This is a genomic window from Prosthecobacter sp., assembly GCF_044226605.1.
Taxonomy (GTDB): Bacteria; Verrucomicrobiota; Verrucomicrobiia; order Verrucomicrobiales; family Verrucomicrobiaceae; genus Prosthecobacter.
Window position 1 is genome coordinate 22775 of record NZ_JBGAGS010000005.1, and the last position, 26136, is coordinate 48910.

A 26136-nucleotide genomic window follows, 5' to 3' on the forward strand; every position below is an offset into this window, starting at 1 on the left:
CAGCCATGATCTGAACCTTATCTTTCCAGCAGTTAAAGAAATGCTTTATCCTCACATTGAGTGCGGCGTCTTGAAGTGCTCCACTCCCCTGGAGGCTGCGAAAACTGTGGGTCCAATCAAGGCTCCGAAAGACCTGCGCGGTCCTAAACGCAAAGCGCACGCCAGGACAAGTTTTATAAAAACGAGCTCTACGCGAGCTGAGGCTTGCCAGCCAGGCTAGCCACCATGGTCATGAGTTCCACTGCGTCAGCAGGCTTGGCAATGTGCATCTGAAAGCCCGCCGCGATCGCTTTAATACGATCTTCGGTACGAGTGTAGGCCGTCAATGCGATGGCGGGAATGTTTCCCCCCTTGCTGGCGGGCAGCTGGCGAATGTCGCGAATCAGTGAATAGCCATCTCTGTCTGGCATGCCGATGTCGCTGATCAACACATTCGGCATGGTATCAGTCCATAAATCCAGCGCCTGCTGCACCGAGCTCGCGGTGGTGACCACCGCACCTGCTTTGGTGAGCATCATTTTGAGAAGGTTGCGCGAATCCTCCTCATCATCCACGACCATCACACGGACTTGATCGAGATTGGGAGCGTCGCCCACGCTGACGGAGCGGTCCGTGGAAGAAGGATGGCTGCGCTCAGACACAGTCTCGGGCTGGATCACCACCATGGGCAGCATCAGCGTGAAGGTGCTTCCTTGATTTTTGCCCCCGCTGGAGGCCTTCATCGTACCGCCATGCAGCTCGGCCAGATGCTTGACGATGGCCAGCCCTAGGCCCAGCCCGCCCTGGCGGCGCGTGGAGGAGGCGTCCGCCTGCCGAAACCTTTCAAAAACATGGGGCAGGAATTCGGGATCGATGCCAATGCCAGTGTCGGTCACGCGAATTTCGAGGTGCGAATGCACACGGGCCAGAAGTACCTGAATGCGGCCGCCCGAGGGTGTGAACTTGATGGCGTTGTTCACCAGGTTCCAAAAAATCTGCTGCAGCCGGTTGGGATCGCCAAACACAGGCTGAGCGGCGGGATCAAACACGGACTGCAGGCGCAGATTTTTGGCCGTGGCTGAGGGCCTGGCATTTTCAATCGCGTCTTCCAGCAGAGGAATCAATTCCACCCGCTGCACTTCCAGGCGCACCTTGCCGGAAAGGATGCGGTTCATGTCCAGCAGATCGTCAATGATGCGGCACTGGGCATGGGCGTTGCGGTCAATGACTTCGATGCCCTGGCGAAGCTCCTCAGGGTCGCAATGGCCAGAGAGGAGGATCTGGGTCCAGCCGAGAATGGACTGCAAGGGGGTGCGAAGTTCGTGCGAGAGGGTAGCGAGAAATTCATCCTTCATGCGCCCCTGCACTTCCGCTTCCTGCATGGCGGCGGAGGCGAGCAGGGTGGCCTTCTTTTGCATGGAGATGTCACGCGCAATCTTGGAGGCCCCGATGACGTGCCCCTCGGCATTCCGCACAGGCGAGATGCACAGGGACACTTCAACGATGTTGCCATCTTTGCGAATGCGCTGCGTCTCAAAATGGTCCACGCGCTCGCCACGGCACAGCTTGTCCAGAATGTGCGGCTCTTCATCCTGACGCTCCGCCGGGATCAGGCGCAGAACAGGCTGGCCGATCATTTCCGCGGCGGTGTAGCCAAAAATGCGCTCCGCCCCCTGGTTCCAGCTGGTCACGATGCCATTCAAGTTTTTGCTGATGATGGCGTCATCCGAGGAATCGATGATCGCAGACAAGAGTCCCCCCGGGGACATAAATGCCTCGCTCGGTGTGCTGCCGGGGAATGATGTCATAAGCATGTCACTGTTGCCGTTATAACAGTTCCCGCAATGGCAGTTTAGTCAGGAAAAGCCTGATCTGCTAATCATCCTACTCAGAGGCCTTGCTGCTCTCTTTGCTAAACATGCCGAGCGCTTCGAACGGAACAGAGACCCCTTCCCGCAGGACCAGGCTGCTCAGCTTGGCGGCATTGTGCAGGACGCTTTTTGCCGCGCCGACGATGCCCAGCGGCGCGACTTTGATGTCGTCAAAAGGACCGCGCACCTGCATTTCCAAAAACACAACGCTGACGGGCGCCAGGACCACGCCCACCACTCCGCGCACGTTGGCGCGGCCATGCCCCTCCACGGTGCGCTTGTTCACGTTCACAGTGCCGCGGGCCGTGACGACGATCGACTGGCCGAGGACCTTCATCGGCTCGACCATGGCGACGCCCTGGGACATGATGAACCTCGCACGCACTTCACCCGTGTCGTTTGGATGCTCGCGATGGAGGATGTGCGGAAACAGCTGGTAGGCCTGGTCCAGCAGAGGGACGTGCACCACAGGCGCATGGACGAGGTCCAGCGTACCGCTGCCGGTGGAGCTGCTCGGATCATTGCCAATGACGCCCCGATAAGTGAGCGTCAGTTCCGCATCCTCCAGACGAGCGCTGAGCTTTCCCACCCAGGGCTTCAGATTGTCAAGACGCAGAGACTGCAGCGAGACGTCCGCTGCGCTCAGCTTCTTCCCATCATAGCTGGCGGTGAGCGCAAACTTCCCGCCCAGCATGCCGCCTTTCAGATCTTCGAAATGCCACGCATGGTGGTCATAGGACACTTTTCCCTGCAGGTGCTCGATCACCAGCGGATGCTCGCGCACCGTCACCACCAGTGCGGCGGCGCTGCGCAGCTGCAGGGAGCCCAGCGTCCATTCGGGCGAGCCCCCTTTCCCGGCGTGAAAGACGAAGTCCTTTGCCACGATGTCGGGAAAGCTGGTGACCTTCACGTCCTTGGGCAGAGTGGCGGAGAGAGCGGGGATGTTGTGGGCCAGCTCCACGAGATTGGCATTGCCGCTGAGCTGCGAGATCGTCAGCGTTCCGGTCTTGCCGATCTCCTGCCCTTTAAAAGTGTCCTTGTGGCCGGCTGTGTCCGTCACCGTGCCAGACAGCAGCAAGGGCTGTTCATCCCAGCCGGCGCGCGAGGCCTCCACCGTGGCGGAGCCACGGGCAAAGGCGATCTTTGAGGAGAGCTGCATGCCCGACTGCGAGAGCTGCGCGTCCACATCCGCCTGCTGCATCGGCACCCCCTGCAGTTCCACCTTGGGGCCGGAGCCATGCAATGTGGCGCTCCATTCCACCGGGGCAGGACGGAGATCCACCGCGAAACTGCCGGTGATGGCAAAGGTACCGCCGCCGGGCTTGAAGTTCAGCATGTCCAGCACGGCGCGCACTGGCTTCAGGTTCAATTGAAACGGCTCTTTGGAGGCAGAGGAGTCGCTGCTGGCGGCGGCGGTGGTGATCTGCCCTTTCACCGCCACTGAGACCGGGCCATTGTCGGTGCCGAGCTGGGCGATCTCGATTTTGTCGTCGCGAATGGAAACGTCGGTGGTGAAATGCTTCAGCTTTACCGCACCGGCCTGATCGTGCAGCGTGAGTGTGGCGTCCTTGATGTGCCAGCTGGTGACGGCCTTGTGTGTCTGCCAGACGTCCCGCCAAAGAATGTCCACATGCAGCGCGGTGATCTCGATCAGTGGATCGTTGGACGGCAGGCTGCGCAGCGCGGCGTCGTTGAGCGTGATCCCGCCAAGGAGGGACCAAGACTCACTGCTGCTGGTGAGGCTCAGCCCCCGCTCGGACAAGCACTGGCGCATCGTCTTTTGCGCGGTGCTGACCAGCCAATGGTAACCGCCCACCAGAAGCACTGCGAGAACGGCCAGCACCAGCAGCACGGTGCGGAGCCTGTGATGGGACGAATGAGCTTTTGCGCGGGACATCGAGGGCAGGATGAGTGGACTCGGAAGAATGACACCTGCGGAGCCTCGGCGGCTCGTCGTTGCATATCGGGTGTGAAGGCGCCTTTGGCTCTGTCCTCGTTGGCCTGCGGTGGATGGTGCCGCCTCTAGATTGCCCGCGGCCAAGGCGCAGTGGTGCGTTGACCGGATGCGCCACTCAGGGTGTTTGATGATGCCCCACGACGTGGATTCGCCTTACTGCCAGCCCAACACCAGCCTGCCAAGCAGCACGCCAAGCGCCTGGCAGACTTCTCCATCGGTCTGAATGCAAAACTTGTGTTCAGGCGGCAGTTCGTCAGGAGCTTCGTAGCCGGCGCTCAGCCGTTTGTAGTCTTCCAGGCGGGCGTCGGAGACGACTTCCGCGCAGGCATCGCGCTCCTTCAGACGATCGCGCACCACAGGCTCGCTGGCATGGGCCTCGATCCAACTCACCTCACACTTCTCCTCCTTCATGAGCTGGAGGAGTTCGCTGCGCTGTTCGCGTTTGGAAAAGGTGGCGTCCAGGATGACGCTGTGACCTTCGTGCAAGGTGCCCTGAGCCTTTTCAAAAAGCAGCCGGTAGGTTTTCTGCGTCATCTCAGGGGCATACAATGCAGCACGCTCCTCCGCGCTGCCGCGATGGTGCAGCGGAGCGCCCGCGAGGGTCTTGCGCAGGCGGTCCGAGGAGTGCACGGTCCAGCCTGTCTGCTCACCCAGCGCTGCGGCCAGTGCTGACTTGCCCGAGGCCACCTTTCCCATGAAAACGAAAACGCATGGCCTCGAGCCTGCGACGGCATATTGCAGCGCGAGCTGAAAGTAACGCCGCGCAAGCTGCAGGCTCGCCTGCCTTTCGCTTTCAGGCACAGCGTCCGCACAGGCATGCAGGCTTTCCACCTTGCCGCGCACGCAGGCGCGGTAGCATTTGTAAAAATTCATCAGCACGCGGATGCCGTGATCATCCAGCAGCAGGGCAAAGCGCTCGACGATGTAACGCGCCAGATCGGGGCGTCCGTTGAAGTCGAGATCCATGGCGAGAAAGGCAATGTCACAGGCAACGTCGATGCAGCGAAAGCCGGTGTTGAACTCTATGCAGTCGTAGATGCGCACGGCCTCCGGCGCGAGGTGGATGTGGTCGAGGTGCAGGTCGCCGTGGCAGTCGCGGATCCACCCTTCCTGGATGCGTGATTCAAGAAGCCTTCGATGGTTCTTGAAAAACCCGCGCGTGTACTCTGCGATGGCATCCAGCGCCTGCCGCGAGAGGCTTTGCCCCACGAACTGCCCGGCGGAGGTGAAGTTATCCTCGGTGTTTTGCCGCAGTTGCTCGCACGCGCCTCCCACCTGAGCGTGCGGCAGCGGCGGCTGCGCAGCATAGAAGCGCTGAAGCTTTTCAACGATGCGGTCCATCTCCCGGGCTCCCACGTCTCCCGATTGCATGAGCTGGGGCAGGAAATAGCGCGGATCCATCTGCCGCATTTTCACCACCCACTCGACAGCTTCGCCGTCTCCACCGAAGTGCAGGCCCCCTTCCCCATCGCGGATGCATTCGACTCCGAGATAGACGTCCTCGGAAAGACGACGATTGAGCTCCACCTCATGTCTGCAGTCTTCATGACGAAGCTCCAGGGTGGAAAAATCGAGAAAGCCGAGGTTCACCGGTCTCTTGATTTTGTAAACGTATGGAGGTGCGATGAAGACCCAGGAGGCATGGGTCTGCACGCGCGTCACCTGGTCCGGGCGATGCGGATAGGACTCCGCGCGGGAGAGGAAATCCAGCAGGCGTTGTGTGGTCGCGGAGATCATGGCACCAGCACGGCGGCTCCGTTGAGGCGGCCCGCCCGCAGAAGGGTCAGCGCCTCAAAGGCGTGTTCCAGCGGGAAGGACTGCGTTTCCACTTTCACGGGAATCTGCGCTGCCAGAGGAAGAAATTCATCGCCATCACGGCGGGTAAGATTGGCCACCGAGGCAATGCTGCGCTCGTTCCAAAGGTCGGCATACGGAAAAGATGGGATGTCGCTCATGTGAATGCCGCCGCACACAATCGTGCCGCCTTTGGCAAGCGTGCGCAGAGCGGCGGGCACAAGGGAACCCACGGGTGCGAAGATGATGGCGGCGTCCAGCAGTTGCGGCGGCCGCTCTTCGGAGGCACCGGCCCACACGGCCCCCAGCCGACGGGCAAAGGCCTGAGCCTCATAGTCCCCTGCCCTGGTGAAGGCATACACTTCGCGCCCCTGATGGCGCGCGACCTGGATGACGATGTGCGCCGCAGCGCCAAATCCGTAGAGCCCCAGGCGCTGCGCAGAGCCCGTTTTCATCAGCGAACGGTAGCCGATGAGACCGGCGCAGAGCAGAGGCGCGAGGGAGACATCGCTCCCACCTCCGGGCAGCGGAAAGCAAAAGCGCGCATCGGCCACGGTGTATTCGGCATAGCCGCCATCCAGCGTGTAGCCGGTGAACTTCGCGTGATCGCAAAGATTTTCGCGGCCGCTGCGGCAGAAGGCACACTCGCCGCAGGTCCAGCCCAGCCAGGGAATGCCCACACGCTGGCCGGTTTGAAAACCCGCGACGCCGTCCCCCAGTTCTTCAATGATGCCGACGATCTCATGTCCCGGAATCAGCGGCAGTTTGGGGTGGGGCAGCTCGCCATCCAGCACGTGCAGATCGGTGCGGCACACAGCGCACGCGGTGACTTTGACAAGGATCTGTCCAAAGGCGGGAGAAGGCCGCGGCACTTCACGGCAGTGCAGTGGACCGCCGCTGGATTCGAGGCGCAGCGCTTTCATGGCTCATGCCTTTTCCGCGGCGGGTTCCAGCGCGGCAGCCAGCACTTCATCCACCGTTTCCACCGGGATGATTTTCAGGCGCTGCCTGACCTCCTCCGGCAGATCGGGCTCGTCCTTCTCGTTCAGCTTGGGAACGAGGATCGTCTTGAGCCCGGCACGCAGCGCGGCGATGGACTTCTCCTTCAGCCCGCCAATCGGCAGCACCAGCCCGCGCAGGGTCACCTCTCCCGTCATGCCCACGTCCTTGCTCACAGGACGGTTGGAAAACAAAGAGGCCAGTGCGGTAAACATGGCGATGCCCGCAGAGGGCCCGTCCTTTGGCACGGCACCCGCGGGCACATGCACATGGACTTCGTTTTTGTCGAAGGTCTCTGGATCAATGCCGAGCTGTGCGGCCCGGCTGCGCACGAGGCTGAGCGCAGCGCGGACGGACTCCTTCATCACATCCCCGAGCTGTCCCGTCAGAGTGAAGCCGCCTTTGCCAGGAAAGCGGATCGCCTCGATGTGCAGCACCTCGCCACCTGCGGTGGTGTAGGCAAGACCGGTGACCACGCCGGGCACGCTGGTCTGCAGCTTGCTTTCGCGCACAAACGCCGCAGGTCCAAGGGCCTCGCGAACAATGGCCGGCGTAACTTTGGCCTGGGTGATTTCTTCCTTGGCAATGCTGGCTGCAACGTGGCGTGTCACAGACGCGATCTGGCGTTCCAGATTGCGCACGCCGGCTTCGCGCGTGTAGTCTTCAATCACACGCTCGATGGCTTCGTCGCTCCAGCTGCATTGGTCTTCCGTCAGGCCGTGCTCGCTGAGCTGGCGTTTGACGAGGTAATTCTTCGCGATGCTGAGCTTCTCGCGCTCGGTGTAACCGGTGAGCTCCACGATCTCCATGCGGTCGCGCAGCGGAGCCGGAATGGTGTCCAGTGTGTTGCACGTGGCGATGAAGATGATCTGCGAAAGGTCAAACGGCACGTCGATGTAACGGTCTGTGAACTCCTGGTTCTGGCGCGGGTCCAGCACCTCCAGAAGCGCGCTCGCAGGATCTCCGCGAAAGTCGGCACCGAGTTTGTCGATCTCATCCAGCATGAGCACGGGATTGCGCGTGCCGAGACGTTTAAGCTCCTGAATCAAGCGCCCGGGCATTGAGCCGATGTAGGTGCGGCGATGACCGCGTATCTCCGTCTCATCCCGCAGGCCGCCGAGGCTGATGCGCGCGAACTTGCGGCCCAGCGCCTCCGCAATCGACTGACCAAGGCTCGTCTTGCCCACGCCCGGCGGGCCGAGGAAGCAAAGGATGGGGCCGCGTCCCGTGGGGTTGAGCTTGCGCACGGCGAGATATTCGATGAGGCGCTTCTTCACTTTGGTCAGGCCAAAATGATCCCGGTCAAGAATCTCCTGCGCCTTGCGCAGATCGACTTTCTCATCGCTCAGCACATTCCACGGCAGTTCCGCGAGGGTTTCCAGGTAGTTGACGATGACGGAGTGGTCCGGGCTTTGAGCAGGGATGATTTCCAGCCGCTTCAGCTCACGGTCTGCCTGAGCCCTGGCCTTCTCGGGAAGGCCGGCCTTGTCCAGACGCAGGCGGATGTCCTCCACCTGCTCCTCGCCGCTGTCGTCCTCGCCCAGCTCCTTCTGGATGGCGCGGAGCTGCTCGCGCAGGTAGGCGCGCTTCTGCGCCTCGGAAAATTCGCTGCTCACATTTTCGCGCAGCTTGCTCTGCAGATCGGCGATGTGGAGCTGGTTGTTGAGGTGGACCTCCAGCGCCGCCACGCGGCGGGTCACATGCGTCTCCTCCAGCAGCTTCTGCTTGGCATCCGTCTCAATGCTCAGGTTCGCGGCCAGGATGTCTGTCAGGGTGCTGGCGTCTTCGATGGTGGAGAAGAGAGTTTTGACTTCGTCCGAGACTTCCGGCCGCAGGCTCAGCAGCTTCGTGGCAGACTCCCGCAGATTCCGCAGTGCGGCCTCGGCAAGATCATCGTCTTTGGCGGGCATCACACTGCTGAGGGTCTCCACCTCCGCCTTCATGTAGGGTTCCTGCTGGACCACCTGGCGGATGCGCATGCGCTGCTCTCCGCGCACCACGATGACCACGCCGCTCTCCTGCCGCATCATGCGGATGACGCGGCCGATGACCCCATGCTCATGCAGCTGATCGAGGGAGGGATTTTCACTCTCCTTGTCCTTTTGCAGCACCAGCCCGAGCAGCTTGCTCTGCGGCAGGCTTTGCTCCAGAAGCTGCATGCTGGAGGCGCGGCCGATGCTCAGGGGAATGATGGTGTCTGGAAAGAGCACCGTGTCTCTAAGCGGCAGAATGGGCAGCACCTCGACCGCGCCCGGCACCAGGGCGGCGGGTTCGCCGGCCGCGCCGGAAGACGTGGACGACTCCACCGGCACAGCGGAGCTTTCGGGCGCCTTCAGTGACAGGTTTTCCATCATGACTTGTCCTCCGATTGCAGTGGAAGCAGGATCCATAGCCAGCCGTTGTCCTGCTTTGCAGTCACCCGCTCGGTGTCCACCGCCACGGGAAACTCCAGCACTCGTTCAAAGCTGCCGTCCGGGATTTCCATGACCAGGATGCGGCAGCAGGCCTCCGCCTCGCAGCCGCGATCGGGCGCCTGCCGCTGGCCGCGTACCACGAGGCGCCGTGGCTCCACTTCCACCTGGATCTCCTGCTTGCTCACCCCGGCCAGATCCACGCAGACCTCCAGGCGGTCTGCATGCGCATACACATTCACCTCCGGGCGCCATACGCCCACGGGAGCATGCAGGCCTGCAAACTGCAGACCCTGCAGCTGGGCTGCGAGCTGGTCTGCCATGGAAAACAGACGGGTGAAGCGGATGCTGCGGGGCATGGCGGTTAAGGAGTTGGATGGCGATGACGAGGGTGTGCTTCCTTGCACGGCGTAGTCTGGCAGCAGATCTCGAAGACTTTGATCAGGCCCAGACCGATCAGCGCCGGAGAAAGCAGCAAAGAGCCGAGGGAGGCGATGGGCCTCTTCATGCTCCTTGCAGGCAGAATGCTCAGCAGGAGGCCGGCGCCCAGCGCGGCACCCACCACCTTGGCGGGCTCACGACGCACGTATTCTTCCGCCCGCTCCAAGGTTTGCTGGAAGCAGAGCTCGATGGGATGGGGTGTTTGGGGATCGTTCATGGCACTTGGGAGTTTGGGAAGGAACGATCAGCGGCCGCCACGGGCGGACTGGGATTTCGGACTCGCCTTCAGCTGGCGGATGCCGCGGTCTTCGCGCAGGTCTTTGGACTGCTTGAAGTTGTTGTCATGCTTGCGGGGCCGGCTGGCGGTCTCGCTGTGGTTCGCGCCCAGCTTGCGCGGCAGCGGTTTTTCCATGGCGGATGCCGTGGCGGTGGGTGTGGTGTTCTTGGTTTTCATGGGTGTGGTTGGTGAAACTCTGACATGAATACGTTTTTGCGGCTTCCCGTGGCTTGGTGAATGCCAGCCAGATCATGTGATAGTGGTGGAGGAGGTGCCGGCGGGCAGGGCGGCCTCCGCCGTCTCTTCCCTGGCCACGTCTTCAAACGACCTGCGCACAAGCTCCACCTGGCGTCGATAGTGCTCGGCATCTCCATACTCAAAAAAATGGCGGTAGCGGCTGTGCATGGACTTCATGCGCAGCGCATGCTTGATGGGGCACCAGTACTGCTCCGTGCGCGCGGCTATCTCGGTGGCGCAGGCCAGCACGCCATTGGCGTAGCCGCAGTACTCGCAGTTGAACTTCTCCGCCCAGTTCAGGTAGGCAAGGTGCCGGCGGTCCAGCCGGATGTAGTCGCTGCGCCGGACTTTGGGGATGCCATAAACCGGGAAGCAGATGGCCTGGTAAACCACCATGAACAGGTCCAGCAGCCCAATGGGAATGATGCAGGCCCAGATGACCGGCGTGGTCAGCAGGATCATGAAGCGCGAGTCACGGATGTAGCTGGCAAAGCGCTTCACCAGCAGCTTGTGCCGGGCGCGCGCTTCTTCCGTGAAGCGTATCTTCCCCATCCGCACTTCGTAGAGAAACTCCAGCTCCTTCTTTTGCAGCTCACGCAGGATTTCCTTCTCCAGCGAATGCATTTTTTCCAGCAGGCCGTCGAGTTTTTCGTTCATAAGAAATGAGTCCGGACACGCAGCCTGCGCGGCCATGTGAGTGTGTGCCATGCTGCGGAGGACCCCGTGCGGATGCCATGAGGAAGAGCGCTGGATGCATCTCAGCCTTTTGCTGAGCTTCATCGCGGGCATCTGCCCGTTGCCGGAGCGCCCCGGCATGGCCTAACGCTCGTCAGCCGCAGAGAGCGGCTGCTTATGAACACGCTTAAAACCATCCTCGTCGCGGTGGATTTCTCCACCGGATCCCGCGCTGCACTGGATCAGGCATCCCGCATCGCGCGCCTGCAGGGCGCCAGCCTTCATGTGCTCCATGTGGTGAACTCAGACGCCGTGGCCACGCTGGCGGACAGCCGCGAAGCCACCTATGAAACCCAGGCCACCACGGCGTCTGAAGGTGCCAAAGCCGCGCTCATTGTCTGGATGTCTCATTCGCAAACGCCCGCGGACACCCAGACCACCATCGCCGTGGGCACGCCTCTGCACGAGATCCTCGAGCATGTCCGCTCCTTGAAGGCAGACCTGCTGGTGGCGGGCATCGCCGGTGCAGGAAACACCCCCTTCGGGGCGGGTTCCATCTCCGGCAAACTGGCGCGCAAATCCCCTTCCCGGGTGCTGCTGGTGCGCGCGGATCATCCTCAGCCTTTCCGCAAGATCGTCGCCTGCATTGATTACTCCGAGACCTCGCGGGAGGTGGTGGCAGCTGCGCGGCGCATCGCGGTGAAAGATTCCGCGAGCGTGGATTTCCTGCATGTCTGGCAGGAGCCCCGCGTGGCCGCGCCGAGTGGAGAGTTCTGGATGGAATCCACCTACCCAGCCCTCGTTTTCAGCCCTGCGGAAAGGCAGCAGCACCTTGAGAACCTGCGGAAGGGGCTGCATGAGTTTGTCAAAGACGCGGCGCAGGGCATCCAGAGCACCGAAGTGCTGAAGGAGGCGTCGAACTACGGCAACGGGATCGCAGACCACGCGCAGGAATGTCATGCGGATCTCATCATCGTCGGCGGCAAGGGCCGCACCAACCTTCGCTACGTGCTTCTGGGATCCACGGCGGAGCGGCTGCTGAAGCGGATGCCGTGCTCGGTTCTTGTCATCAAACCCACACTGGAGGAAAAAGCTCAATGAAAACGATCGTCGCACTCGTAGATCTTTCGGACCTGGCGCTCGGCGTGCTGAGGCAGGCAGGGCAGTTTGCCAGCGCGTTCAACGCCAAGCTGGTCATCCTGCACGTGGTGCCGCGGCAGCCCGCGATGCTGGAGGTGTATCCGCTTGCTCCCGTGGGCATGCGCAAGCCCTCGCAGGAGGTGCTGGACAGCCACCATGCAAAACTGCAGGAAATGCGGGACGCGCTGGTCCGGGAGGGCGTGCCGTCCACCATCGAGCAGCTGGTGGACCTCAGCAGCAAGGAGGTGCTGGCCGAAACCAAAAGGCTGAAGGCGGACCTGATTGTGCTGGGCTCCCATCCCCACAGCACTTTCTACCATCTTGTGATTGGCAGCATGGCGGACGATGTCTTGAAAAACGCGCCCTGCCCGGTGGTGGTGGTGCCTGAAAAAGTGCAGGCGCCTGCGGACACCTGAACCGCCGCGCGGCATGCCAGACTCGCGTTTTTTTGCTGTGCTTTGCCTGAGTCATCCGCCAGAGTGAAAGTCGAATGACCGACTACTCCCGCATGACCAAGGACGAGCTGATCGAACGGCTCAAGCATCTCGAGACCAAGCCGCCCGCGTCGGATCTCCCAGCGGGCGTCACGGACTCAGACGCGCATCTGGTGCCGGTGAAGGAGCTGATCGACCTGAAGGCGGCGCTGGACGCCCACTCCATCGTGGCCACCACGGACGCACGCGGCATCATCACCTACGTGAATGACAAGTTCTGCGAGATCTCCAAGTACAGCCGCGCCGAGCTGCTGGGAAAGGACCACCGCATCATCAATTCCGGCCATCACTCCAAGGAGTTCTTTCATGATCTGTGGAGCACCATCGGCCACGGCAAAACCTGGAAGGGTGAGATCCGCAACCGCGCCAAGGACGGCAGCATCTACTGGGTGAGCACCACGATCTTCCCCTTTTTGGACGCCGCCGGCAAACCCCAGCAGTACATTGCCATCCGCACGGACATCACCCAGCGCAAGCGGGACGAGGAAAAGCTGGCCGAACTGGCGCAGTCGCTCGCGGAAAAAAACAAGGAGCTGGAGGCCATCGTGTATGTGGCATCTCACGACCTGCGCTCCCCCTTGGTAAACATCCAGGGTTTCAGCCAGGAGCTCACCCGCACCTGCGAAACACTGCGCAAGACACTCGGTTCGACCACGGACGCGCTCGTGCCGAAGGAGAACCTGCGGCTGGCCATCGAGGAGGACATCCCTGAGTCGCTGGGTTTCATCCAGGCAGGCGTGTCAAAAATCGACACCCTGCTCAAAGGCCTTCTGCGTTTTTCACGCCTGGGCCGCGCCGCCCTGACCATCGAGCCTCTTTCCATGCAGGAGATGCTTCAGCAGATCGCGCACGCCATGGAGTTTCAGCTGCAGCAGGCTGGGGCCCGGCTTGAAATCGGAGACCTGCCTGACTGCCTCGGAGACGCCACGCAGATCAACCAGGTTTTCTCCAATCTTCTCGACAATGCCATCAAGTACCTCGACCCCGCGCGGCCGGGCCTCATCCGTGTGCAGGGGCGCGTGGAAGGCGCTCAGGCAGTGTATGAAGTGCAGGACAACGGCATCGGCATCGCCCCCGCGCATCAGCAGAAAGCCTTCGAGATTTTTCACCGTTTAAATCCCTCGCACAGTTCGGGAGAGGGCCTGGGGCTCACCATTGCGCAGCGCATTCTGGAGCGTCAGGATGGCAGGATCTGGGTCGAATCTGTCACCAACCAGGGAAGTTCCTTTTTTGTCAGCTTGCCAGCCATAACCAGCCGCTCTAGGAAATGAAAGCCATGACTCAAGAAGTAGTGATCATCATCGCGGAGGATGACGCCGGCCACGCACGTCTCATTGAAAAAAACCTGGGCCGCGTAGGGCTGCATAATCCCGTGCTGCGTTTTGAAAATGGCCAGGATGTGCTCGACTTCCTGTTCCGCCGCGGCACCGGCCCGCAGCGCAAGAGCGACACCGCCTACCTCCTGCTGCTGGACATCCGCATGCCCAAGGTGGACGGTGTGGAGGCGCTGAAGCAGATCAAAGAAGATGCCTCCCTGCGCAAGCTGCCCGTCATCATGCTCACCACCACCGATGACCCGCGCGAGATCGAGCGCTGCCATCTGCTGGGCTGCAACAGCTACATCGTCAAGCCGGTGGACTACGACAAGTTTGCCGAGGCGATCAAGCAGCTGGGCATGTATGTGTCCCTGGTGCAGGTGCCCGAGATCAATGGCCAGCCCTGAGCACGTGCCATGTCCTCCCCCCAAAATCCTGTCACGATCCTGGTGGTGGATGATGATCCCGGGCTGACACGGCTGATCGAACGCGCCCTGCGACGCGAAGGCTTTCACACCGCCGCCGCGGGGTCCGGGCAGGAGGCCGCCGAATGGCTGAAAAACCACCGGGCGGACATGCTGCTGCTCGATTTGAAGCTGCCGGACATGGAAGGGCCTGCCCTCGTCGAGACACTGATGTCTGCAGGCAGTTCCCTGCCCTTCATCATCATTACCGGCCAGGGAGACGAACGCGTGGCTGTGGACATGATGAAGCGCGGCGCGCTCGATTACCTGGTGAAGGATGTGAACTTCATCGAGTTCGTCCCCACCGTGGTCAGACGTGCGCTTTCCCAGCTGGACAAGGAGAGCCGCCTGGCCGCCGCCGAGTCCGACCGCCAGCGGCTGGAGCAGGAGATTCTCCAGATCAGCGAACGGGAGCAGCAGCGCATCGGCCGTGACCTGCATGATGACCTGGGGCAGCAGCTTGCCGGCCTGACCATCATGGCCACGATGCTCAGCCGCAGCCTCGCCAGCCGGGCTGCACCAGAGGTTCCCGAAGCCGCCAAGATCACCGAACTGCTGAAGAAAACCGTCTCCCTGACCCGCAGCCTCGCCCGAGGACTGCACCCCGTGGCAGCCGAGCCGGACGGCCTGGTATCTGCGCTGCACGACCTGGCGGCCCGCATGACCAGTCTGTTTCACATCGACTGCCAGCTTGAGTGCAGCGGCACGGTGCAGATGGATGACAACGTTGCGGCCACGCATCTGTACCGCATCGCCCAGGAGGCGGCGAGCAATGCCGTGAAGCATGGCCAGGCCAGGCACGTGCGCCTGCGCCTTTGCTCTGAACTCAATGCCTTCACTCTGACCGTGACGGACGATGGCGCCGGCCTCGGCAGCGTGGATCCGCAGCGGCAGGGCATGGGCCTTCGCATCATGCATTACCGCGCGGGAATGATCGGCGGCAGGCTGACTCTGGAGAGTCAGCCCGGCAGCGGCACCTGCATCACCTGCACCCTTCCCCATGCAAAGAGGAGCGCGACAGATTAATTTCGGCGGCATGGATGACAGCCGCGGGAGAGCAGAATGCCCCGCCCGCTGGCAGGATGGCAGCGTGCCAATGCCCTCTCCATCATGCATGCGTCGCCGGTCTGCTGAAACGCAGCCGGGCGGCCGCTCCCCCACCTGACCTTGTGCCATGTCCGGCTCGTGCCTGCCCGCGACCATCCTTGTGGTGGATGATGATGAAGGGATCGCAAATCTCGTCACGCGGGAGCTGCGTCGTGAAGGGTACAACACTGCAACTGCACGCTCCGGGGCCGAGGCCGCGGCATGGCTGCGACTCCACACGGCCAGCCTGCTGCTGCTGGACCTGAAACTTCCTGATGGCAGAGACTTTGACCTGCTCCAGCTTCTGGCTGCAGAGGGACGCGAGGTCCCCTTCATCATCATCACCGGCCAGGGAGACGAGCGGGTGGCGGTGGAAATGATGAAGCGCGGCGCGCTCGATTATCTGGTCAAGGATGTGAACTTCATCGCCATGGTGCCTGCCGTGGTGGAGCGCGCCCTGGCACGTCTGGCGGAGCGCGCGCGCCTCTCGGCCGCAGAGGCGGCCCTGGCACGCTCCTACGCAGAGCTGGAGCAGCGCGTGATCGACCGCACCACGGAGCTCACCCAGGCCAACCAGTCGCTGCTCGAGTCCCGCCTGCAGGCGCTCAGCCTGATGGATGAAGCCGTGGCGGCCCGCGAGAAGGCCGAGCAGGCTGAAGCGGCGCTGCGGGAGAGCGAGGAGCGCCTGAGCCGCTTCATCAAACACACGCCCGCATCGGTGGCGATGTTTGACCGCGACATGCGCTACCTTGCTGTCAGCGACCGCTGGATCAAGGACTTCAGAATGGCCGCGACGTCGCTTTTGGGCAGATCGCACTACGAAGTGTTTCCGGAGATGCCGGAACGCTGGAAGGAGATTCACCAGCGCTGCCTGGCAGGCGCCACCGAGAGCAGTGAGCGCGATCCCTTCCCGCGAGAGGATCACACGCTCGACTGGGTGAAATGGGAGTGCCGGCCCTGGTACGACGCGCAGGAAAACATTGGCGGCATTCTGATCTTCGCCGAGATCATCAACGACTGGGTCCGGGCCGAGGACGAAATCCTGGAAGCGCGCCGCTTTGCCGAGTCCACGCTGGAGGCCATTCCTGCCAGCCTGGCCGTGCTTGACGAAGACGGCGTCATTCTCAGCACAAACGAAGCGTGGCTGGCCTTTGCCGAAGCCAACGACGGCGCCGTCGAAGCCATGGGTGTGGGCACCAGCTACCTGGCCGTATGTGATGCATCCGCAGCGAGCGGAGACCAGGACGCGGCCCGTTTCGCCACCGGCATTCGGGAGGTGATGCGCGGGGAGGTCACCCGCTTCAGCATGGAATACCCCTGCCACTCTCCTTCCCAGCAGCGCTGGTTTGTGGGCTACGTCACTCCATTCCTGGGGAATGGCCCGCACTCAGTCGTCATCGCCCACGTGGACGTCAGCGAGCGCAAGCGCGCCGAGCAGGTGATCCGCCGCCTGAATGCAGAACTGGAGACACGGGTGGAGCAGCGCACCCAGCAGCTGCAGCACATGAATGCAGAGCTGCAGGAGCAGGTCTCCGCGCGCAAACAGCTCGAACGCGAGATCCTGCACATCAGCGAGCATGAGAAGCAGCGCATCGGCCAGGATCTGCACGACGATCTCGGCCAGCAGCTCGCGGGCATCTGGCTGCTGAGCGATCTGCTCAAGACAAGGCTGATGGAGAAGAAGGCGCCGGCGGCGGAAGACGCGGAAAAAATATCCGGCCTGCTGAAGGACGCCCTGGCACTCACGCGCTCGCTCGCGCGCGGGCTGCACCCCGTGGCAGTGCATGCAGGCGGGCTCGTGGCCGCGCTGGAGGAGCTGGCGGCGCGCACCAGCACGATGTTTCGCATCCAGTGCCGCTGCAAATGCCCGCCCGCCATCGAAATGGACAACACCGCCGCAACGCATCTCTACCGCATCGCCCAGGAGGCGGTGACGAATGCCGTGAAACATGGCCAGGCAAAAGAGATCGACATTGAGTTTTCCCCCGGCCCGCACCACACCGTGCTCTCGGTGAAGGACAAGGGCAAAGGCCATGGGAAGCGTGGTGCCGCCCTGCGCCCCGGCCAGCGCGGCATGGGACTGCGCATCATGAGCTACCGCGCAGACATGATCGGCGGAACCCTTGAAGTACGCCGCCGCGGAGAGGGCACAGGCACCGCTGTCGTCTGCACGGTTCCCACCTCCAGCCTCATTCCTCCCAAATCTGCCGCCCATGCCTGAAAAGACATCAAACCCGCCCGCCAAAAAGGTGTTCATCGTCGATGACCATCCTGTGTTTCGCGACGGGCTCGTGCGCATTGTCGCCTCCATACCAGGCGTCGCCGTATGTGGTGAAGCGGACAACGCCCGGGACGCCTTTGACGCCATCTCCCAGCTGAACCCCGACCTGGTGCTGATGGACATCAGCCTCCCCGGCAAGAGCGGTCTCGAACTGCTGCAGGACGTCCACGCCATGCTGCCGGAACTTCCCGTGCTGGCGATCTCCATGCATGACGAGGAGCTTTATGCTGAGCGCGTGCTGCGCGCCGGCGGGCGGGGCTACATCATGAAGCAGGAAGGTCCCGGCAAGATGCGTGAAGCCATCACCAGGGTGTTGAGCGGGCACGTCTATGCCAGCGAGCGCACGGCATCCGCCATTCTCGACTCACTCTCACGTCCGCGCTCCGCAGCGGGCGCCTCTTCGGTGGGAAAACTGACCGACCGCGAGCTCGAGGTGCTGCGGCTCACCGGCCAGGGCAAGGACAACCGCGCCATCGCGCAGGAGCTTCACATCAGCCTCAAAACGGTGGACACGCACCGCGGCCACATCAAAGAAAAACTCGGGTTCAAAAACGGCACGGAACTCATCCATTATGCCGTGCGCTGGACCGGCGAGCAGGCATGATGCCCACGGTGCTGAATTCTCCTGTGAAACAATCAATCGCGGGCAGGATTTTGCACCCGTCCGGCTGGCTCTGAAGTGCGAAGAAAATGTGACGCTGCTCACCGAGATGGCGCCGCCCTTCACCCAGGAACTCCTCCCATGCCAACGCTTGAAGCACATCCCCCACGCCGTGTCTTTCCAGCCGTGATCGGAGATCCCGCCCTGGCGGCGCAGGCCGCATCCACCTATCCGGATGCGGACATATTCCTCATGCAGCCCCCTGACGCTGCCGCCATCGTGACATCACGGTGAAACGGCAGACGCCAAAGGGCATGCTGCGGAGCATCTGATATTCCCTCAGCCGTTTGCTGAGAAATAATGGGAAAGTCTGCCGATTGTGAGCTGATGCGGGGCCGGTCATTTTCGGCGCATGCACACAGCCACGCTTTCTCCACCTCACCGCAGGCCCGACCTCCGCTCCGCACAGTCCGCATTCTCCGTCGTCGTGCTCTACGACGAATTCTTTGCGAACATTCGCGCCATGGAGGCGCTGGATTGGCTGAAGCACCGGCTCAGTCCGCATCTCCGGCTCTGCCCCCTCTGCTGGAGCTTTGAAAGCCTGAAGAGGCATGACGAGCGCAGCACCGCCGCACGCGCGGCCGCGGCGGCGGATCTTCTCATTTTTTCCGCCACGGACGAGAGCCGGCTGCCAGACCACGTCAGGAAGTGGTGCAACGAAATTCAGCGGCAGCAGCGCCAGACTGTGCCCATCCTCGCAGCCCTGCATGAAGAGGACGCGGAATTCAGCGGCACCTCCGGCTGCCTCAGCTCGCAGCTCCGGGAGATCGCCGAGTCCTGGCGCACGGACTTCATGTGCGGCGCAGACTTCGACCAGCGGCTGGACTGCGACTTCGCCATGCAGCTCGTCTCCAGCAAGCACACGCACGCCCACCGCCGGGCAAAGGCCTTCGGCGGGGAGTTTCAGCCCCCGGAGCGCCACTGGGGCATCAATGACTGAAAATGATTCCCTCCATTCACCCACCCAACGCACCACACCCATGAACTCCACGCCACCCCACCGGCCTGAGCACCGCTACGAAGAGATCAGCCTGCTCGCCTACCACCTCTGGCAGAAATCCGGCTCCCCTGCCGGACAAGATCTCGAATTCTGGCTGCAGGCCGAGCAGCAGCTGTCTGGCAAAGAAAAGCCCCGGCCCGCCGCCGAAAAAAAATCCGCTGTGCCCGCCAAAACCAAAGCCAAGGGCAAGCCGGCCGCCAGGAACCATGCAAGTGCCGCCACGAAACGGATCAGCGCCCGATGAATCTCCGGTGCAGGCTGCCACTGGCGGAAAGTCTGCACCGGCCAGCAACCACCTTCCGCCGACCGAATCTAAAAAAACAAACAACATGAGTGCCTTATCGACTTGGAACCCACTGCGTGAACTTGGCAGCCTTGAAAGCCGCCTGGACCGCCTCTTTGGCCTGAACGTCCTTGCCAAAAACGGCGGCAAAGAAACCCTGACTGTCGCCCAATGGACGCCGCTGGTGGACATCAGCGAAGACAGCAACGAATACCTCGTGAAAGCCGAGCTGCCCGAACTGAAGAAGGAGGAGGTGAAGGTCAGCGTTGAGAACGGCGAGCTCACCATCTCCGGCGAGCGCAAGAGCGAGAAGGAGGAGAAAGGAAAGAAGTTCCACCGCATTGAGCGCTCCTACGGCAGCTTTCTGCGCAGCTTCACCCTGCCCGATTGCGTCAATGGCGACAAGGTCAGCGCCGAATTCAAAGACGGCGTGCTCAGCGTGCATTTGCCCAAGGATGAGAAAGCCAAACCCAAGAGCATTGAGGTCAAGGTGCAGTAGTCCGCCATCAAGTGTCAAATGATGGGGACAGCGGATGCAGACAGCCGCGTTCACGGTCGCTGGCTGGTTCTCTGAGCACCTCCCTGCCCCATCATTTGAGCTGCACCGTCCATGTTTGTTTCGGCCGCCCCCTTCACCCATCTCAGCCTCATGTACCATGAACCTTTCAAATCACATGCGGCGCAACTCCCCGGCCCGATGAACACCTCCTCCAGAGGGGCGTATCACGCCACGGTGAACATTCCCACCGCCTACGCAGACCTTCAGGGAGAACTGCATCTGCCAGCGCACGCGCATGGCGTGGTGATCTTTGTCCACGGTGGCGGCAGCAACCGCAGCAGCCCGCGCAATCAGTTCGTCGCGAAGTGTTTCCATGCAGCCGGATTCGGCACGCTGCTGTTTGACCTGCTCACACGCAAGGAGCAGCAGCAGGACGCCAGCACCAGCGCGCTGCGTTTTGATCTGGATCAGCAGACAGAGCGGCTCGTCGGCGTCACACACTGGCTGGAAGAGCAGCCGGAACTGCACGGCTTGAAGCTGGCCTACTTTGGCTCCAGCACGGGTGCGGCATCGGCTCTGATGGCGGCCGCCAGACTCGGAGACAGCATCGCGGCGGTGGTCTCCCGTGGAGGGCGTCCCGACCTCGCAGGCAGCGCGCTGCCCCAGGTGCGCTGCCCCACGCTTTTGATCGTGGGCGGCTATGACGAACTGGTGCTCTGCCTGAACAACGAGGCGTTTGAAAAGCTGCGCTGTGAGAAGGACTTTCGCGTGGTGCCATGTGCCACGCATCTCTTCGCGGAGCCTGGCAGGCTCGAGCAGGTGGCGCAGATCAGCGAAGACTGGTTTCTCCGCCACATGGGCATCTCCGCCACCTGGCACAGGAGGTCTTCCCAAGTGTTTCCGCCCCATGACAGCAAGTGAGCTTGCCCCGCCATCAAAGCCCGCTGACAATGAAGGCGCTGTCACCCACCATCCGGCCATGATCCACAGAGCCATTCCCGCCAACGAACGCCAGATCGAGCCGCGCCTGGCCGAGCGTTTTCACAAAACTCTGCAGCAGCACGCGCCCCCTGCGGACCTGCCTTTCACCGAGGAGCTGGCCATGGCGCTGGTGAGCGACGCACTGAACTGGAAAGCCTCGGACCTGCATGTGGAGCCGGGTGCTGTGGACACACGCGTGCGCATGCGGGTGGATGGCCTGCTGCATGATGTGGCGGTCATCCCCACAGTCTCCGGGCGTCACATCGTGACGTATTTCAAAGTCCTGGCCCAGATGGACACCTCGGCGCTGGCACGTGCCGAGCATGGCCATGCCCGCATGGATGCGGGCGGCATGCAGCTGGACCTGCGCATCACCGTCGTGCCCACTCCAAATGGCGAGATGCTCGGCATCCGCCTGCTGGACGGCCTGCGCGCCGTGCTGCGCCTGGACGAGATTGGCATGTCCGGGCCCGAGCAGTCCCACCTCCGCAACTGGCTCGCCGAAATTCAGGGCATGCTGCTCGTGTGCGGCCCGGTGGGTTCTGGAAAGACCTCCACGCTCTATGCTCTGCTGCGCGAGCTTCAGCGCCAGCCGTGCGGCATCGTCACGCTGGAAGATCCCGTGGAGAGCCTCATGGACGGCATCACCCAGATCGAAGTGAATGAAAAACGTGGGCTGACTTTTTCGGACGCCATCCGCGCCATGCTGCGGCTTGATCCGGACTTCCTGCTGCTCGGCGAGATTCGCGATCCCGAAAGCGCGCACACCGCCATCACTGCGGCAGGCAGTGGCCAGGCCCTGCTCTCCACCCTTCACGCGCGCGACTCCGTGGGCGCTGTGACGGCGCTGCGAAACTACGGCGTGAAAAACTGGGAGATCAGTGCCGCGCTGGAGGTCAGCGTCGCGCAGCGCCTGCTGCGCCGCCTCTGCTCCCGCTGCCGCGTGGAAACTGAAATCACCAGCGCGCAGCGGGAGAGCTTCACCACCCATGGTATTTCCGCCCCTGCGCGCCTGTGGAAACCCGCCGGCTGTGATGTCTGCGCCGGCACCGGGTTTGACGGCCGCATCGGCGTATTCGAAGTCTGGCGGCTGGACACCGAGGCGCGCACTCTGATTGTGCACGGAGCCGACGAGCCTGCCCTCCGAAAGCATGCCACAGCCACCGGCAGCCGGACGCTCCTTGCCGATGCGCTGGAAAAAACAGCCGCCGGGCTCACCACCTTCGCCGAGCTCCGGCGCCTCGGCAGGCAGGCGCAGCCCGCGGACTCCGCAGTCTGAGGCGCGCCGCCGTCCGCAGCCTTGCGCCTGCAAAATGCGCAGCGTTTCACTCCTGCCCGCCGCTGTCTTCCTGCGGTGTGCGCACAATGCGCAGCGTCGTGGACTGTGTTTCCGCCAGCATGTCGGCCCCTGGCCAGAGGCGAAGCGCGCCGCGGAAGGCATCTTGGTTGTTGCCCGCCACACATCCCTCCGGAATGGGGTCCAGGTGCTTGGTATTGCCACCGCCCAGCTGGAAGTGATCCGGCCAGAAAATATCTTTCAGCAAAACCACCGCTTTGTTCACGGCCTTCTGCCAGCGGCGCTTGCCGTAGGAGTCGAGCGCCTTCTTGCTCAGGCGGTCAAGAAACACCTCCGACTTGGACAGCGGGATGATGCCGATCTCCAGCGGCACCACCACATCATCGGCGATCAAAGTCGCCCCCACGCTGGTGCCCAGCCCCAGAAACAGCAGCCTGCCTTTCTCATAGCTGGCCAGAGCCTGCATGGCCGCATCATTGACGATGCGCACAGGCTTGCCGAAGGCTTTTTCAAAGTCATACCTCATCCAGCCTCCTGAGAGATTCAGCGGCTCGCGCGCAATCTTGCCTTCTCTGACCAGCCCGGGAAATCCCAGTGAGACCGCGTCATAAGACCAGTCCGCCGTCTGCGCCAGCACGCCTTCCACCATCTTGGCAGCCGTGAGACCGCGCCCGGAGGGAAAGCGGCGGAAGCCCTCATGACCGCTGGCCATCAGCTTCACATTGGTTCCTCCGACATCGATCATCAGGACTTTCATGCTTGGATGGTTCGTGGGGTTAGCAGGCAGTCGATCAATTCCACCACACCGTCGCCATGGTCTGCCGTGGTGACATGCCGCACTTTGTCACGGATGGACGGCAGCGCATTGGCCACCGCCACGGGAAAGCCGCAGATGTCCAGAAACGCGTGGTCATTTTCAGCATCTCCCACGCCCGCCACCTGCGCGGCCTCCAGTCCCATGGCGCTCAGCGCCGCGCGCAGTCCTGTGGCTTTGTTCACGCCGCTGGGCAGCACCATCACCGCGCCTTTGTTAAAGATCACCTGCAGGTCCAGCCCCAGCTCCTTGATCGCCGCCAGCACTTCGGCCTCATGCGGTTCCCAGGTGGCCACGATGACCTTGCCCACATCCACCGGCATGCCTTTGGCGATCAGCCTTGTGATGAACTCCGGCGGCGGCAGCGCGGCCAGCGCCTGAGTACCGCCCGTGGCGGGCTCATGCAGCACCGCTCCGTTTTCCAGCACCAGCAGGTCAAAGAGGTGGATCTCTGGAAAAGTGGCGATGAGGTCATTCAACTCCCGCCCTGTCACCATGATGAGCTTGTAACCTGCCTGCTTCAGGCGCAGCACGCCTTGCAGTGTGGTCTCGCTCACCTTTCCGTCATGCGCGAGGGTTCCGTCAAAATCCGTGGCGAGCGCGCGCAGGCCGTCTGGCGGCTGGCATGGATGAGCATTCGGGGAGGGAGGCTGGATGGTGTCCACAAGTGCTTTTAATTCGCACCCGCAGAGCGGCTGGCTGTGTCTTTTCTTGCAGTCCCCAGCCTCATGCGCCTCCGCCAGGCTGGCAAAGCGTGGTGCCATTACGCCTTGCCGGTGCAGGCGTCCCCGCTAGGCTCTCTCCACCCTCAAACCCGCCCCTGGGGCCGCTGATTTCCATGTCACGAAAAAGTGCTGCCGCATCCCTGAAATCCTTTGGCCTTGCCATGCTCATTGTGCTGGTGGCCATAGCGGTGCGGATTCTGCTCTCCCCCTGGCTGGGAAACCGCCTGCCCTACCTCACGCTGCTGGTGGGCTTGGTGGTGTCCGTCCGCTTCTGCCGCTGGCCGGCCACCGCCGCAGCCGCCTCCGTCGGTTTCTTCCTCGTTTCCATTCTGCTGGTCTCTCCGCGCAACCAGATGTCTTTCTCCGCACCATGGATGCTGGGATTTGCCGGCTTCGTCCTCATCGCCTCCGCGGTCATCATTCTCGGCGAGATGCTGCACCGCTCCCGCGAGGAGGTGCAGCGCGAGCTCTCCGAGCGCAAACTGCGCGAACACTCGCTGCTGGAGCAGACGCGTCAGCTCCAGGAGGCCCAGCAGCTCTCCCACATCGGCAGCTGGCAGTGGGATGCACGGAGCGATGCCGCCACGGGTTCGGAGGAGCTCTATCGCATCTTCGGCCTCAATCCCGCCACCGATCCCCTGCCCTCTTTTTCCGGCCAGCGCGGCGTCTTCTACCCGGCGGCTGTTTGGGACAGGCTCCACCGGGCTGCGCAGGAAACGCTGAAGACGGGCGTGGGATACACGCTCGAGCTGGAAGGTTTGTGCGCAGGCAAAAAAATCTGGGTGAGCGCGCGCGCCGAACCCTTAACGGATGCCGGCGGCCACATCCTCGGTCTGCGCGGCACGGTGCAGGACATCACCGAGCGCAAGGCCGCCGAGGAGGCGCTCCGGCTCTCCAGCCAGCGCATCGAGATCGTCAAGGACATCGCCGAGGTGGGCTTCTGGTTCTGTGATCTTCCCTTCGGCACCCTGGAGTGGGACAGCGTCGTCAAAGAGCACTTCTGGCTGGAGCCGGAGGCCGCGGTGGACATCGACTTGTTCTACGAGCGTCTGCACCCGGACGACCGGGAGCGCACCCGCCGCAGGATCGAGCACGCCATCGCCTCCAAGGAACGTTTTGAAATGGACTACCGCACCGTGCATCCGCAGGACGGCCGCGTGAAATGGATCCGCGCCATCGGCTGCAGCTTCTATGCCGAAGACGGCACGCCCACCCGCTTTGACGGGGCCACCTTTGACATCACCGAGGGCCGCAGAGTGGAAACCGTGCTGAGGGAAAGTGAAAATGCCGCGCGCGCCGCCTCCGCGGCCAAGGACGCCTTCATCGCCCAGCTTTCCCATGAGCTCCGCACTCCGCTGACGCCGGTGCTCATGACCGCCAGCGCCCTGCAGGAGGATGAAACACTCTCTGATGATGTGCGCCAGCAGCTGCGGATGATCGAGCGCAACATCTCCCTGGAGTCTCGTCTCATCGACGACCTGTTGGACATCACGCGCATCACCCATGGAAAGCTCTCGCTGCGCTCGGAGCCCTGCAACGCACACTCCCTCCTTCTCCATGTGGTGGAAATGGTCCGTGACGAGACCAGGGAAAAACGCGTCAGGATCTCCCTCGACCTGCAGGCCGCCCAGACACAGCTGCATGGCGACTCCACGCGGCTGCAGCAAGTCTTCTGGAACATCCTGCGCAATGCGGTGAAGTTTTCTCCGGTGAACGGCACCGTGACCATTCACTCGCGCAACAACGCGCCCGCTCCGGACGCCGGCACCACTCTCTGCATTGAGATCGAAGACCAGGGCGTGGGCTTTGATGCCGAGGTCAAGGCGCGCATGTTTGAACCCTTTGAGCAGGGTGCTCCCCACCGGGACGCGCGCTTCCCGGGTCTGGGCCTTGGCCTGGCCATCACCAAGGCGGTCGTCACCCTTCACGGCGGGACGGTGGACGCACGCAGCGAAGGACCGGGCCGCGGTGCATGCTTCACTGTCTGCCTGCCGGGCGCCACCCAGGAAGCTCCAGCCACGCCCCCGGAAAGCGGCGCCGGTGACAGCACGAAGGCAGCACCCGCGGCCGCTCCTCTGCGTCTGCTGCTGGTGGAAGATCATGAGCAAAGTCTGCAGGTGCTCTCACGTCTGCTCACACGCGCCGGACATGCCGTGACAGGCGTCAGCACCAAGGCGGACGCCCTTGCTCAGGCGAGCCAGTCGGAATTTGACGGAGTCATCTCGGACATCGGCCTGCCGGACGGCACCGGCCACGAACTCATGCACCTCCTTCGCGAACAGCACGGACTCAAGGGCATCGCCCTGAGCGGTTACGGGACCGAAGCAGACCAGCAAAACTCCCGCGATGCCGGCTTCGTCGCCCACCTGATCAAGCCCGTGGTCTTCGCAGAACTCAATCGCGCCCTGCTCTCTCTGGAGCAGTGTGTGCGCAGCTGAGCTGAGGCAGCCCCAA

At 62.5% G+C, this 26136-nt stretch carries 25 protein-coding genes; 14 read left to right on the forward strand and 11 right to left on the reverse strand.

The genetic code is table 11. The features are described from left to right. Positions 1 to 188 precede the first annotated feature (188 nt). The 9 genes from ACILSO_RS07850 to ACILSO_RS07890 all read right to left on the reverse strand — a co-directional run bounded on the left by ACILSO_RS07850 (position 189) and on the right by ACILSO_RS07890 (position 10674). Positions 189 to 1730 carry an ATP-binding protein gene (locus tag ACILSO_RS07850; RefSeq protein ID WP_395736831.1) on the reverse strand — a complete coding sequence of 514 codons (1542 nt, stop codon included), beginning with the start codon at positions 1728 to 1730 and terminating at the stop codon, positions 189 to 191. 133 nt (positions 1731 to 1863) lie between these two features. Beyond that, a complete protein-coding gene (locus ACILSO_RS07855; protein ID WP_395736832.1) occupies positions 1864 to 3747 on the reverse strand; it encodes a hypothetical protein in 1884 nt (627 codons plus the stop codon). Between the two features lie 213 nt (positions 3748 to 3960). Next, positions 3961 to 5544: an AAA family ATPase gene (locus tag ACILSO_RS07860; protein WP_395736833.1), complete on the reverse strand. Its 1584-nt coding sequence runs from the start codon at positions 5542 to 5544 to the stop codon at positions 3961 to 3963. Then, positions 5541 to 6524: a zinc-dependent alcohol dehydrogenase family protein gene (locus tag ACILSO_RS07865; RefSeq protein ID WP_395736834.1), complete on the reverse strand. Its 984-nt coding sequence runs from the start codon at positions 6522 to 6524 to the stop codon at positions 5541 to 5543. Before ACILSO_RS07865 ends, ACILSO_RS07860 begins: the two co-directional genes overlap by 4 nt. Positions 6525 to 6527: 3 nt before the next feature. Further along, complete coding sequence (gene lon, locus ACILSO_RS07870; RefSeq protein WP_395736835.1) at positions 6528 to 8954, reverse strand: endopeptidase La; 2427 nt, start codon at positions 8952 to 8954, stop codon at positions 6528 to 6530. After that, entirely contained in the window at positions 8951 to 9370 is a 420-nt protein-coding gene (locus tag ACILSO_RS07875) for an Hsp20/alpha crystallin family protein (RefSeq protein ID WP_395736836.1), read from the reverse strand. Before ACILSO_RS07875 ends, lon begins: the two co-directional genes overlap by 4 nt. A 5-nt stretch (positions 9371 to 9375) precedes the next feature. After that, positions 9376 to 9669, reverse strand: a complete 294-nt coding sequence (locus tag ACILSO_RS07880; RefSeq protein ID WP_395736837.1) for a hypothetical protein — start codon at positions 9667 to 9669, stop codon at positions 9376 to 9378. Positions 9670 to 9696: 27 nt separating this feature from the next. Beyond that, positions 9697 to 9906 carry a hypothetical protein gene (locus ACILSO_RS07885; RefSeq protein WP_395736838.1) on the reverse strand — a complete coding sequence of 70 codons (210 nt, stop codon included), beginning with the start codon at positions 9904 to 9906 and terminating at the stop codon, positions 9697 to 9699. Positions 9907 to 9978: 72 nt separating this feature from the next. Further along, positions 9979 to 10674: a hypothetical protein gene (locus ACILSO_RS07890; protein ID WP_395736839.1), complete on the reverse strand. Its 696-nt coding sequence runs from the start codon at positions 10672 to 10674 to the stop codon at positions 9979 to 9981. 144 nt (positions 10675 to 10818) lie between these two features. Here ACILSO_RS07890 and ACILSO_RS07895 point away from each other — a divergent pair, with 144 nt between their 5' ends. The 13 genes from ACILSO_RS07895 to ACILSO_RS07955 all read left to right on the forward strand — a co-directional run bounded on the left by ACILSO_RS07895 (position 10819) and on the right by ACILSO_RS07955 (position 22125). Then, complete coding sequence (locus ACILSO_RS07895) at positions 10819 to 11742, forward strand: universal stress protein (RefSeq protein WP_395736840.1); 924 nt, start codon at positions 10819 to 10821, stop codon at positions 11740 to 11742. After that, the gene (locus ACILSO_RS07900) at positions 11739 to 12197 is read left to right on the forward strand and encodes a universal stress protein (RefSeq protein ID WP_395736841.1); all 459 of its coding nucleotides are present in this window, start codon (positions 11739 to 11741) and stop codon (positions 12195 to 12197) included. Before ACILSO_RS07895 ends, ACILSO_RS07900 begins: the two co-directional genes overlap by 4 nt. Before the next feature lie 74 nt (positions 12198 to 12271). Continuing rightward, on the forward strand, positions 12272 to 13546 hold the full coding sequence (locus ACILSO_RS07905) for an ATP-binding protein (protein ID WP_395736842.1): 1275 nt from the start codon (positions 12272 to 12274) through the stop codon (positions 13544 to 13546). A 5-nt stretch (positions 13547 to 13551) separates the two neighbouring features. Beyond that, positions 13552 to 13998, forward strand: a complete 447-nt coding sequence (locus ACILSO_RS07910; protein ID WP_395736843.1) for a response regulator — start codon at positions 13552 to 13554, stop codon at positions 13996 to 13998. Positions 13999 to 14007: 9 nt separating this feature from the next. Further along, positions 14008 to 15081, forward strand: coding sequence for a response regulator (locus ACILSO_RS07915; RefSeq protein WP_395736844.1), 1074 nt, complete (start codon positions 14008 to 14010; stop codon positions 15079 to 15081). 148 nt (positions 15082 to 15229) lie between these two features. Next, positions 15230 to 17362 (forward strand): response regulator, encoded by a 2133-nt coding sequence (locus ACILSO_RS07920; protein WP_395736845.1) that lies wholly within the window; start codon positions 15230 to 15232, stop codon positions 17360 to 17362. Beyond that, positions 17355 to 18026 carry a response regulator gene (locus ACILSO_RS07925; RefSeq protein WP_395736846.1) on the forward strand — a complete coding sequence of 224 codons (672 nt, stop codon included), beginning with the start codon at positions 17355 to 17357 and terminating at the stop codon, positions 18024 to 18026. Before ACILSO_RS07920 ends, ACILSO_RS07925 begins: the two co-directional genes overlap by 8 nt. A gap of 138 nt (positions 18027 to 18164) precedes the next feature. Further along, positions 18165 to 18317, forward strand: coding sequence for a hypothetical protein (locus tag ACILSO_RS07930; RefSeq protein ID WP_395736847.1), 153 nt, complete (start codon positions 18165 to 18167; stop codon positions 18315 to 18317). A gap of 118 nt (positions 18318 to 18435) precedes the next feature. Then, complete coding sequence (locus ACILSO_RS07935; RefSeq protein ID WP_395736848.1) at positions 18436 to 19023, forward strand: hypothetical protein; 588 nt, start codon at positions 18436 to 18438, stop codon at positions 19021 to 19023. Positions 19024 to 19063: 40 nt separating this feature from the next. Continuing rightward, complete coding sequence (locus tag ACILSO_RS07940) at positions 19064 to 19327, forward strand: DUF2934 domain-containing protein (protein ID WP_395736849.1); 264 nt, start codon at positions 19064 to 19066, stop codon at positions 19325 to 19327. A gap of 85 nt (positions 19328 to 19412) precedes the next feature. Further along, positions 19413 to 19865, forward strand: a complete 453-nt coding sequence (locus ACILSO_RS07945) for an Hsp20/alpha crystallin family protein (protein ID WP_395736850.1) — start codon at positions 19413 to 19415, stop codon at positions 19863 to 19865. 150 nt (positions 19866 to 20015) lie between these two features. Then, positions 20016 to 20786 carry a dienelactone hydrolase family protein gene (locus ACILSO_RS07950; RefSeq protein WP_395736851.1) on the forward strand — a complete coding sequence of 257 codons (771 nt, stop codon included), beginning with the start codon at positions 20016 to 20018 and terminating at the stop codon, positions 20784 to 20786. A 58-nt stretch (positions 20787 to 20844) separates the two neighbouring features. Then, positions 20845 to 22125, forward strand: a complete 1281-nt coding sequence (locus ACILSO_RS07955; protein ID WP_395736852.1) for a GspE/PulE family protein — start codon at positions 20845 to 20847, stop codon at positions 22123 to 22125. 46 nt (positions 22126 to 22171) lie between these two features. Here ACILSO_RS07955 and ACILSO_RS07960 read toward each other — a convergent pair whose 3' ends face one another. Together ACILSO_RS07960 and ACILSO_RS07965 are read right to left on the reverse strand one after the other, a co-directional pair. Further along, positions 22172 to 22900 carry an ROK family protein gene (locus ACILSO_RS07960; protein ID WP_395736853.1) on the reverse strand — a complete coding sequence of 243 codons (729 nt, stop codon included), beginning with the start codon at positions 22898 to 22900 and terminating at the stop codon, positions 22172 to 22174. After that, on the reverse strand, positions 22897 to 23721 hold the full coding sequence (locus ACILSO_RS07965; protein WP_395736854.1) for an HAD family hydrolase: 825 nt from the start codon (positions 23719 to 23721) through the stop codon (positions 22897 to 22899). Before ACILSO_RS07965 ends, ACILSO_RS07960 begins: the two co-directional genes overlap by 4 nt. A gap of 74 nt (positions 23722 to 23795) precedes the next feature. Here ACILSO_RS07965 and ACILSO_RS07970 point away from each other — a divergent pair, with 74 nt between their 5' ends. After that, positions 23796 to 26120, forward strand: a complete 2325-nt coding sequence (locus ACILSO_RS07970) for an ATP-binding protein (protein ID WP_395736855.1) — start codon at positions 23796 to 23798, stop codon at positions 26118 to 26120. Positions 26121 to 26136: the final 16 nt, after the last annotated feature.

Excerpts from the sequence above, each read along its gene's own strand:
- ACILSO_RS07860 (WP_395736833.1), bottom strand. The coding sequence starts at position 5,544 with ATGATCTCCGCGACCACACAACGCCTGCTGGATTTCCTCTCCCGCGCG.
- ACILSO_RS07875 (WP_395736836.1), bottom strand. The coding sequence starts at position 9,370 with ATGCCCCGCAGCATCCGCTTCACCCGTCTGTTTTCCATGGCAGACCAG.
- ACILSO_RS07900 (WP_395736841.1), top strand. The coding sequence starts at position 11,739 with ATGAAAACGATCGTCGCACTCGTAGATCTTTCGGACCTGGCGCTCGGC.
- ACILSO_RS07935 (WP_395736848.1), top strand. The coding sequence starts at position 18,436 with ATGCACACAGCCACGCTTTCTCCACCTCACCGCAGGCCCGACCTCCGC.
- ACILSO_RS07855 (WP_395736832.1), bottom strand. The coding sequence starts at position 3,747 with ATGTCCCGCGCAAAAGCTCATTCGTCCCATCACAGGCTCCGCACCGTG.
- ACILSO_RS07885 (WP_395736838.1), bottom strand. The coding sequence starts at position 9,906 with ATGAAAACCAAGAACACCACACCCACCGCCACGGCATCCGCCATGGAA.
- ACILSO_RS07915 (WP_395736844.1), top strand. The coding sequence starts at position 14,008 with ATGTCCTCCCCCCAAAATCCTGTCACGATCCTGGTGGTGGATGATGAT.
- ACILSO_RS07905 (WP_395736842.1), top strand. The coding sequence starts at position 12,272 with ATGACCGACTACTCCCGCATGACCAAGGACGAGCTGATCGAACGGCTC.
- ACILSO_RS07895 (WP_395736840.1), top strand. The coding sequence starts at position 10,819 with ATGAACACGCTTAAAACCATCCTCGTCGCGGTGGATTTCTCCACCGGA.
- ACILSO_RS07940 (WP_395736849.1), top strand. The coding sequence starts at position 19,064 with ATGAACTCCACGCCACCCCACCGGCCTGAGCACCGCTACGAAGAGATC.
- ACILSO_RS07950 (WP_395736851.1), top strand. The coding sequence starts at position 20,016 with ATGTACCATGAACCTTTCAAATCACATGCGGCGCAACTCCCCGGCCCG.
- ACILSO_RS07965 (WP_395736854.1), bottom strand. The coding sequence starts at position 23,721 with ATGGCACCACGCTTTGCCAGCCTGGCGGAGGCGCATGAGGCTGGGGAC.
- ACILSO_RS07880 (WP_395736837.1), bottom strand. The coding sequence starts at position 9,669 with ATGAACGATCCCCAAACACCCCATCCCATCGAGCTCTGCTTCCAGCAA.
- ACILSO_RS07925 (WP_395736846.1), top strand. The coding sequence starts at position 17,355 with ATGCCTGAAAAGACATCAAACCCGCCCGCCAAAAAGGTGTTCATCGTC.
- ACILSO_RS07945 (WP_395736850.1), top strand. The coding sequence starts at position 19,413 with ATGAGTGCCTTATCGACTTGGAACCCACTGCGTGAACTTGGCAGCCTT.
- ACILSO_RS07955 (WP_395736852.1), top strand. The coding sequence starts at position 20,845 with ATGATCCACAGAGCCATTCCCGCCAACGAACGCCAGATCGAGCCGCGC.
- ACILSO_RS07970 (WP_395736855.1), top strand. The coding sequence starts at position 23,796 with ATGTCACGAAAAAGTGCTGCCGCATCCCTGAAATCCTTTGGCCTTGCC.
- ACILSO_RS07920 (WP_395736845.1), top strand. The coding sequence starts at position 15,230 with ATGTCCGGCTCGTGCCTGCCCGCGACCATCCTTGTGGTGGATGATGAT.
- ACILSO_RS07865 (WP_395736834.1), bottom strand. The coding sequence starts at position 6,524 with ATGAAAGCGCTGCGCCTCGAATCCAGCGGCGGTCCACTGCACTGCCGT.
- ACILSO_RS07890 (WP_395736839.1), bottom strand. The coding sequence starts at position 10,674 with ATGGCACACACTCACATGGCCGCGCAGGCTGCGTGTCCGGACTCATTT.
- ACILSO_RS07910 (WP_395736843.1), top strand. The coding sequence starts at position 13,552 with ATGACTCAAGAAGTAGTGATCATCATCGCGGAGGATGACGCCGGCCAC.
- ACILSO_RS07930 (WP_395736847.1), top strand. The coding sequence starts at position 18,165 with ATGCCAACGCTTGAAGCACATCCCCCACGCCGTGTCTTTCCAGCCGTG.
- lon (WP_395736835.1), bottom strand. The coding sequence starts at position 8,954 with ATGATGGAAAACCTGTCACTGAAGGCGCCCGAAAGCTCCGCTGTGCCG.
- ACILSO_RS07960 (WP_395736853.1), bottom strand. The coding sequence starts at position 22,900 with ATGAAAGTCCTGATGATCGATGTCGGAGGAACCAATGTGAAGCTGATG.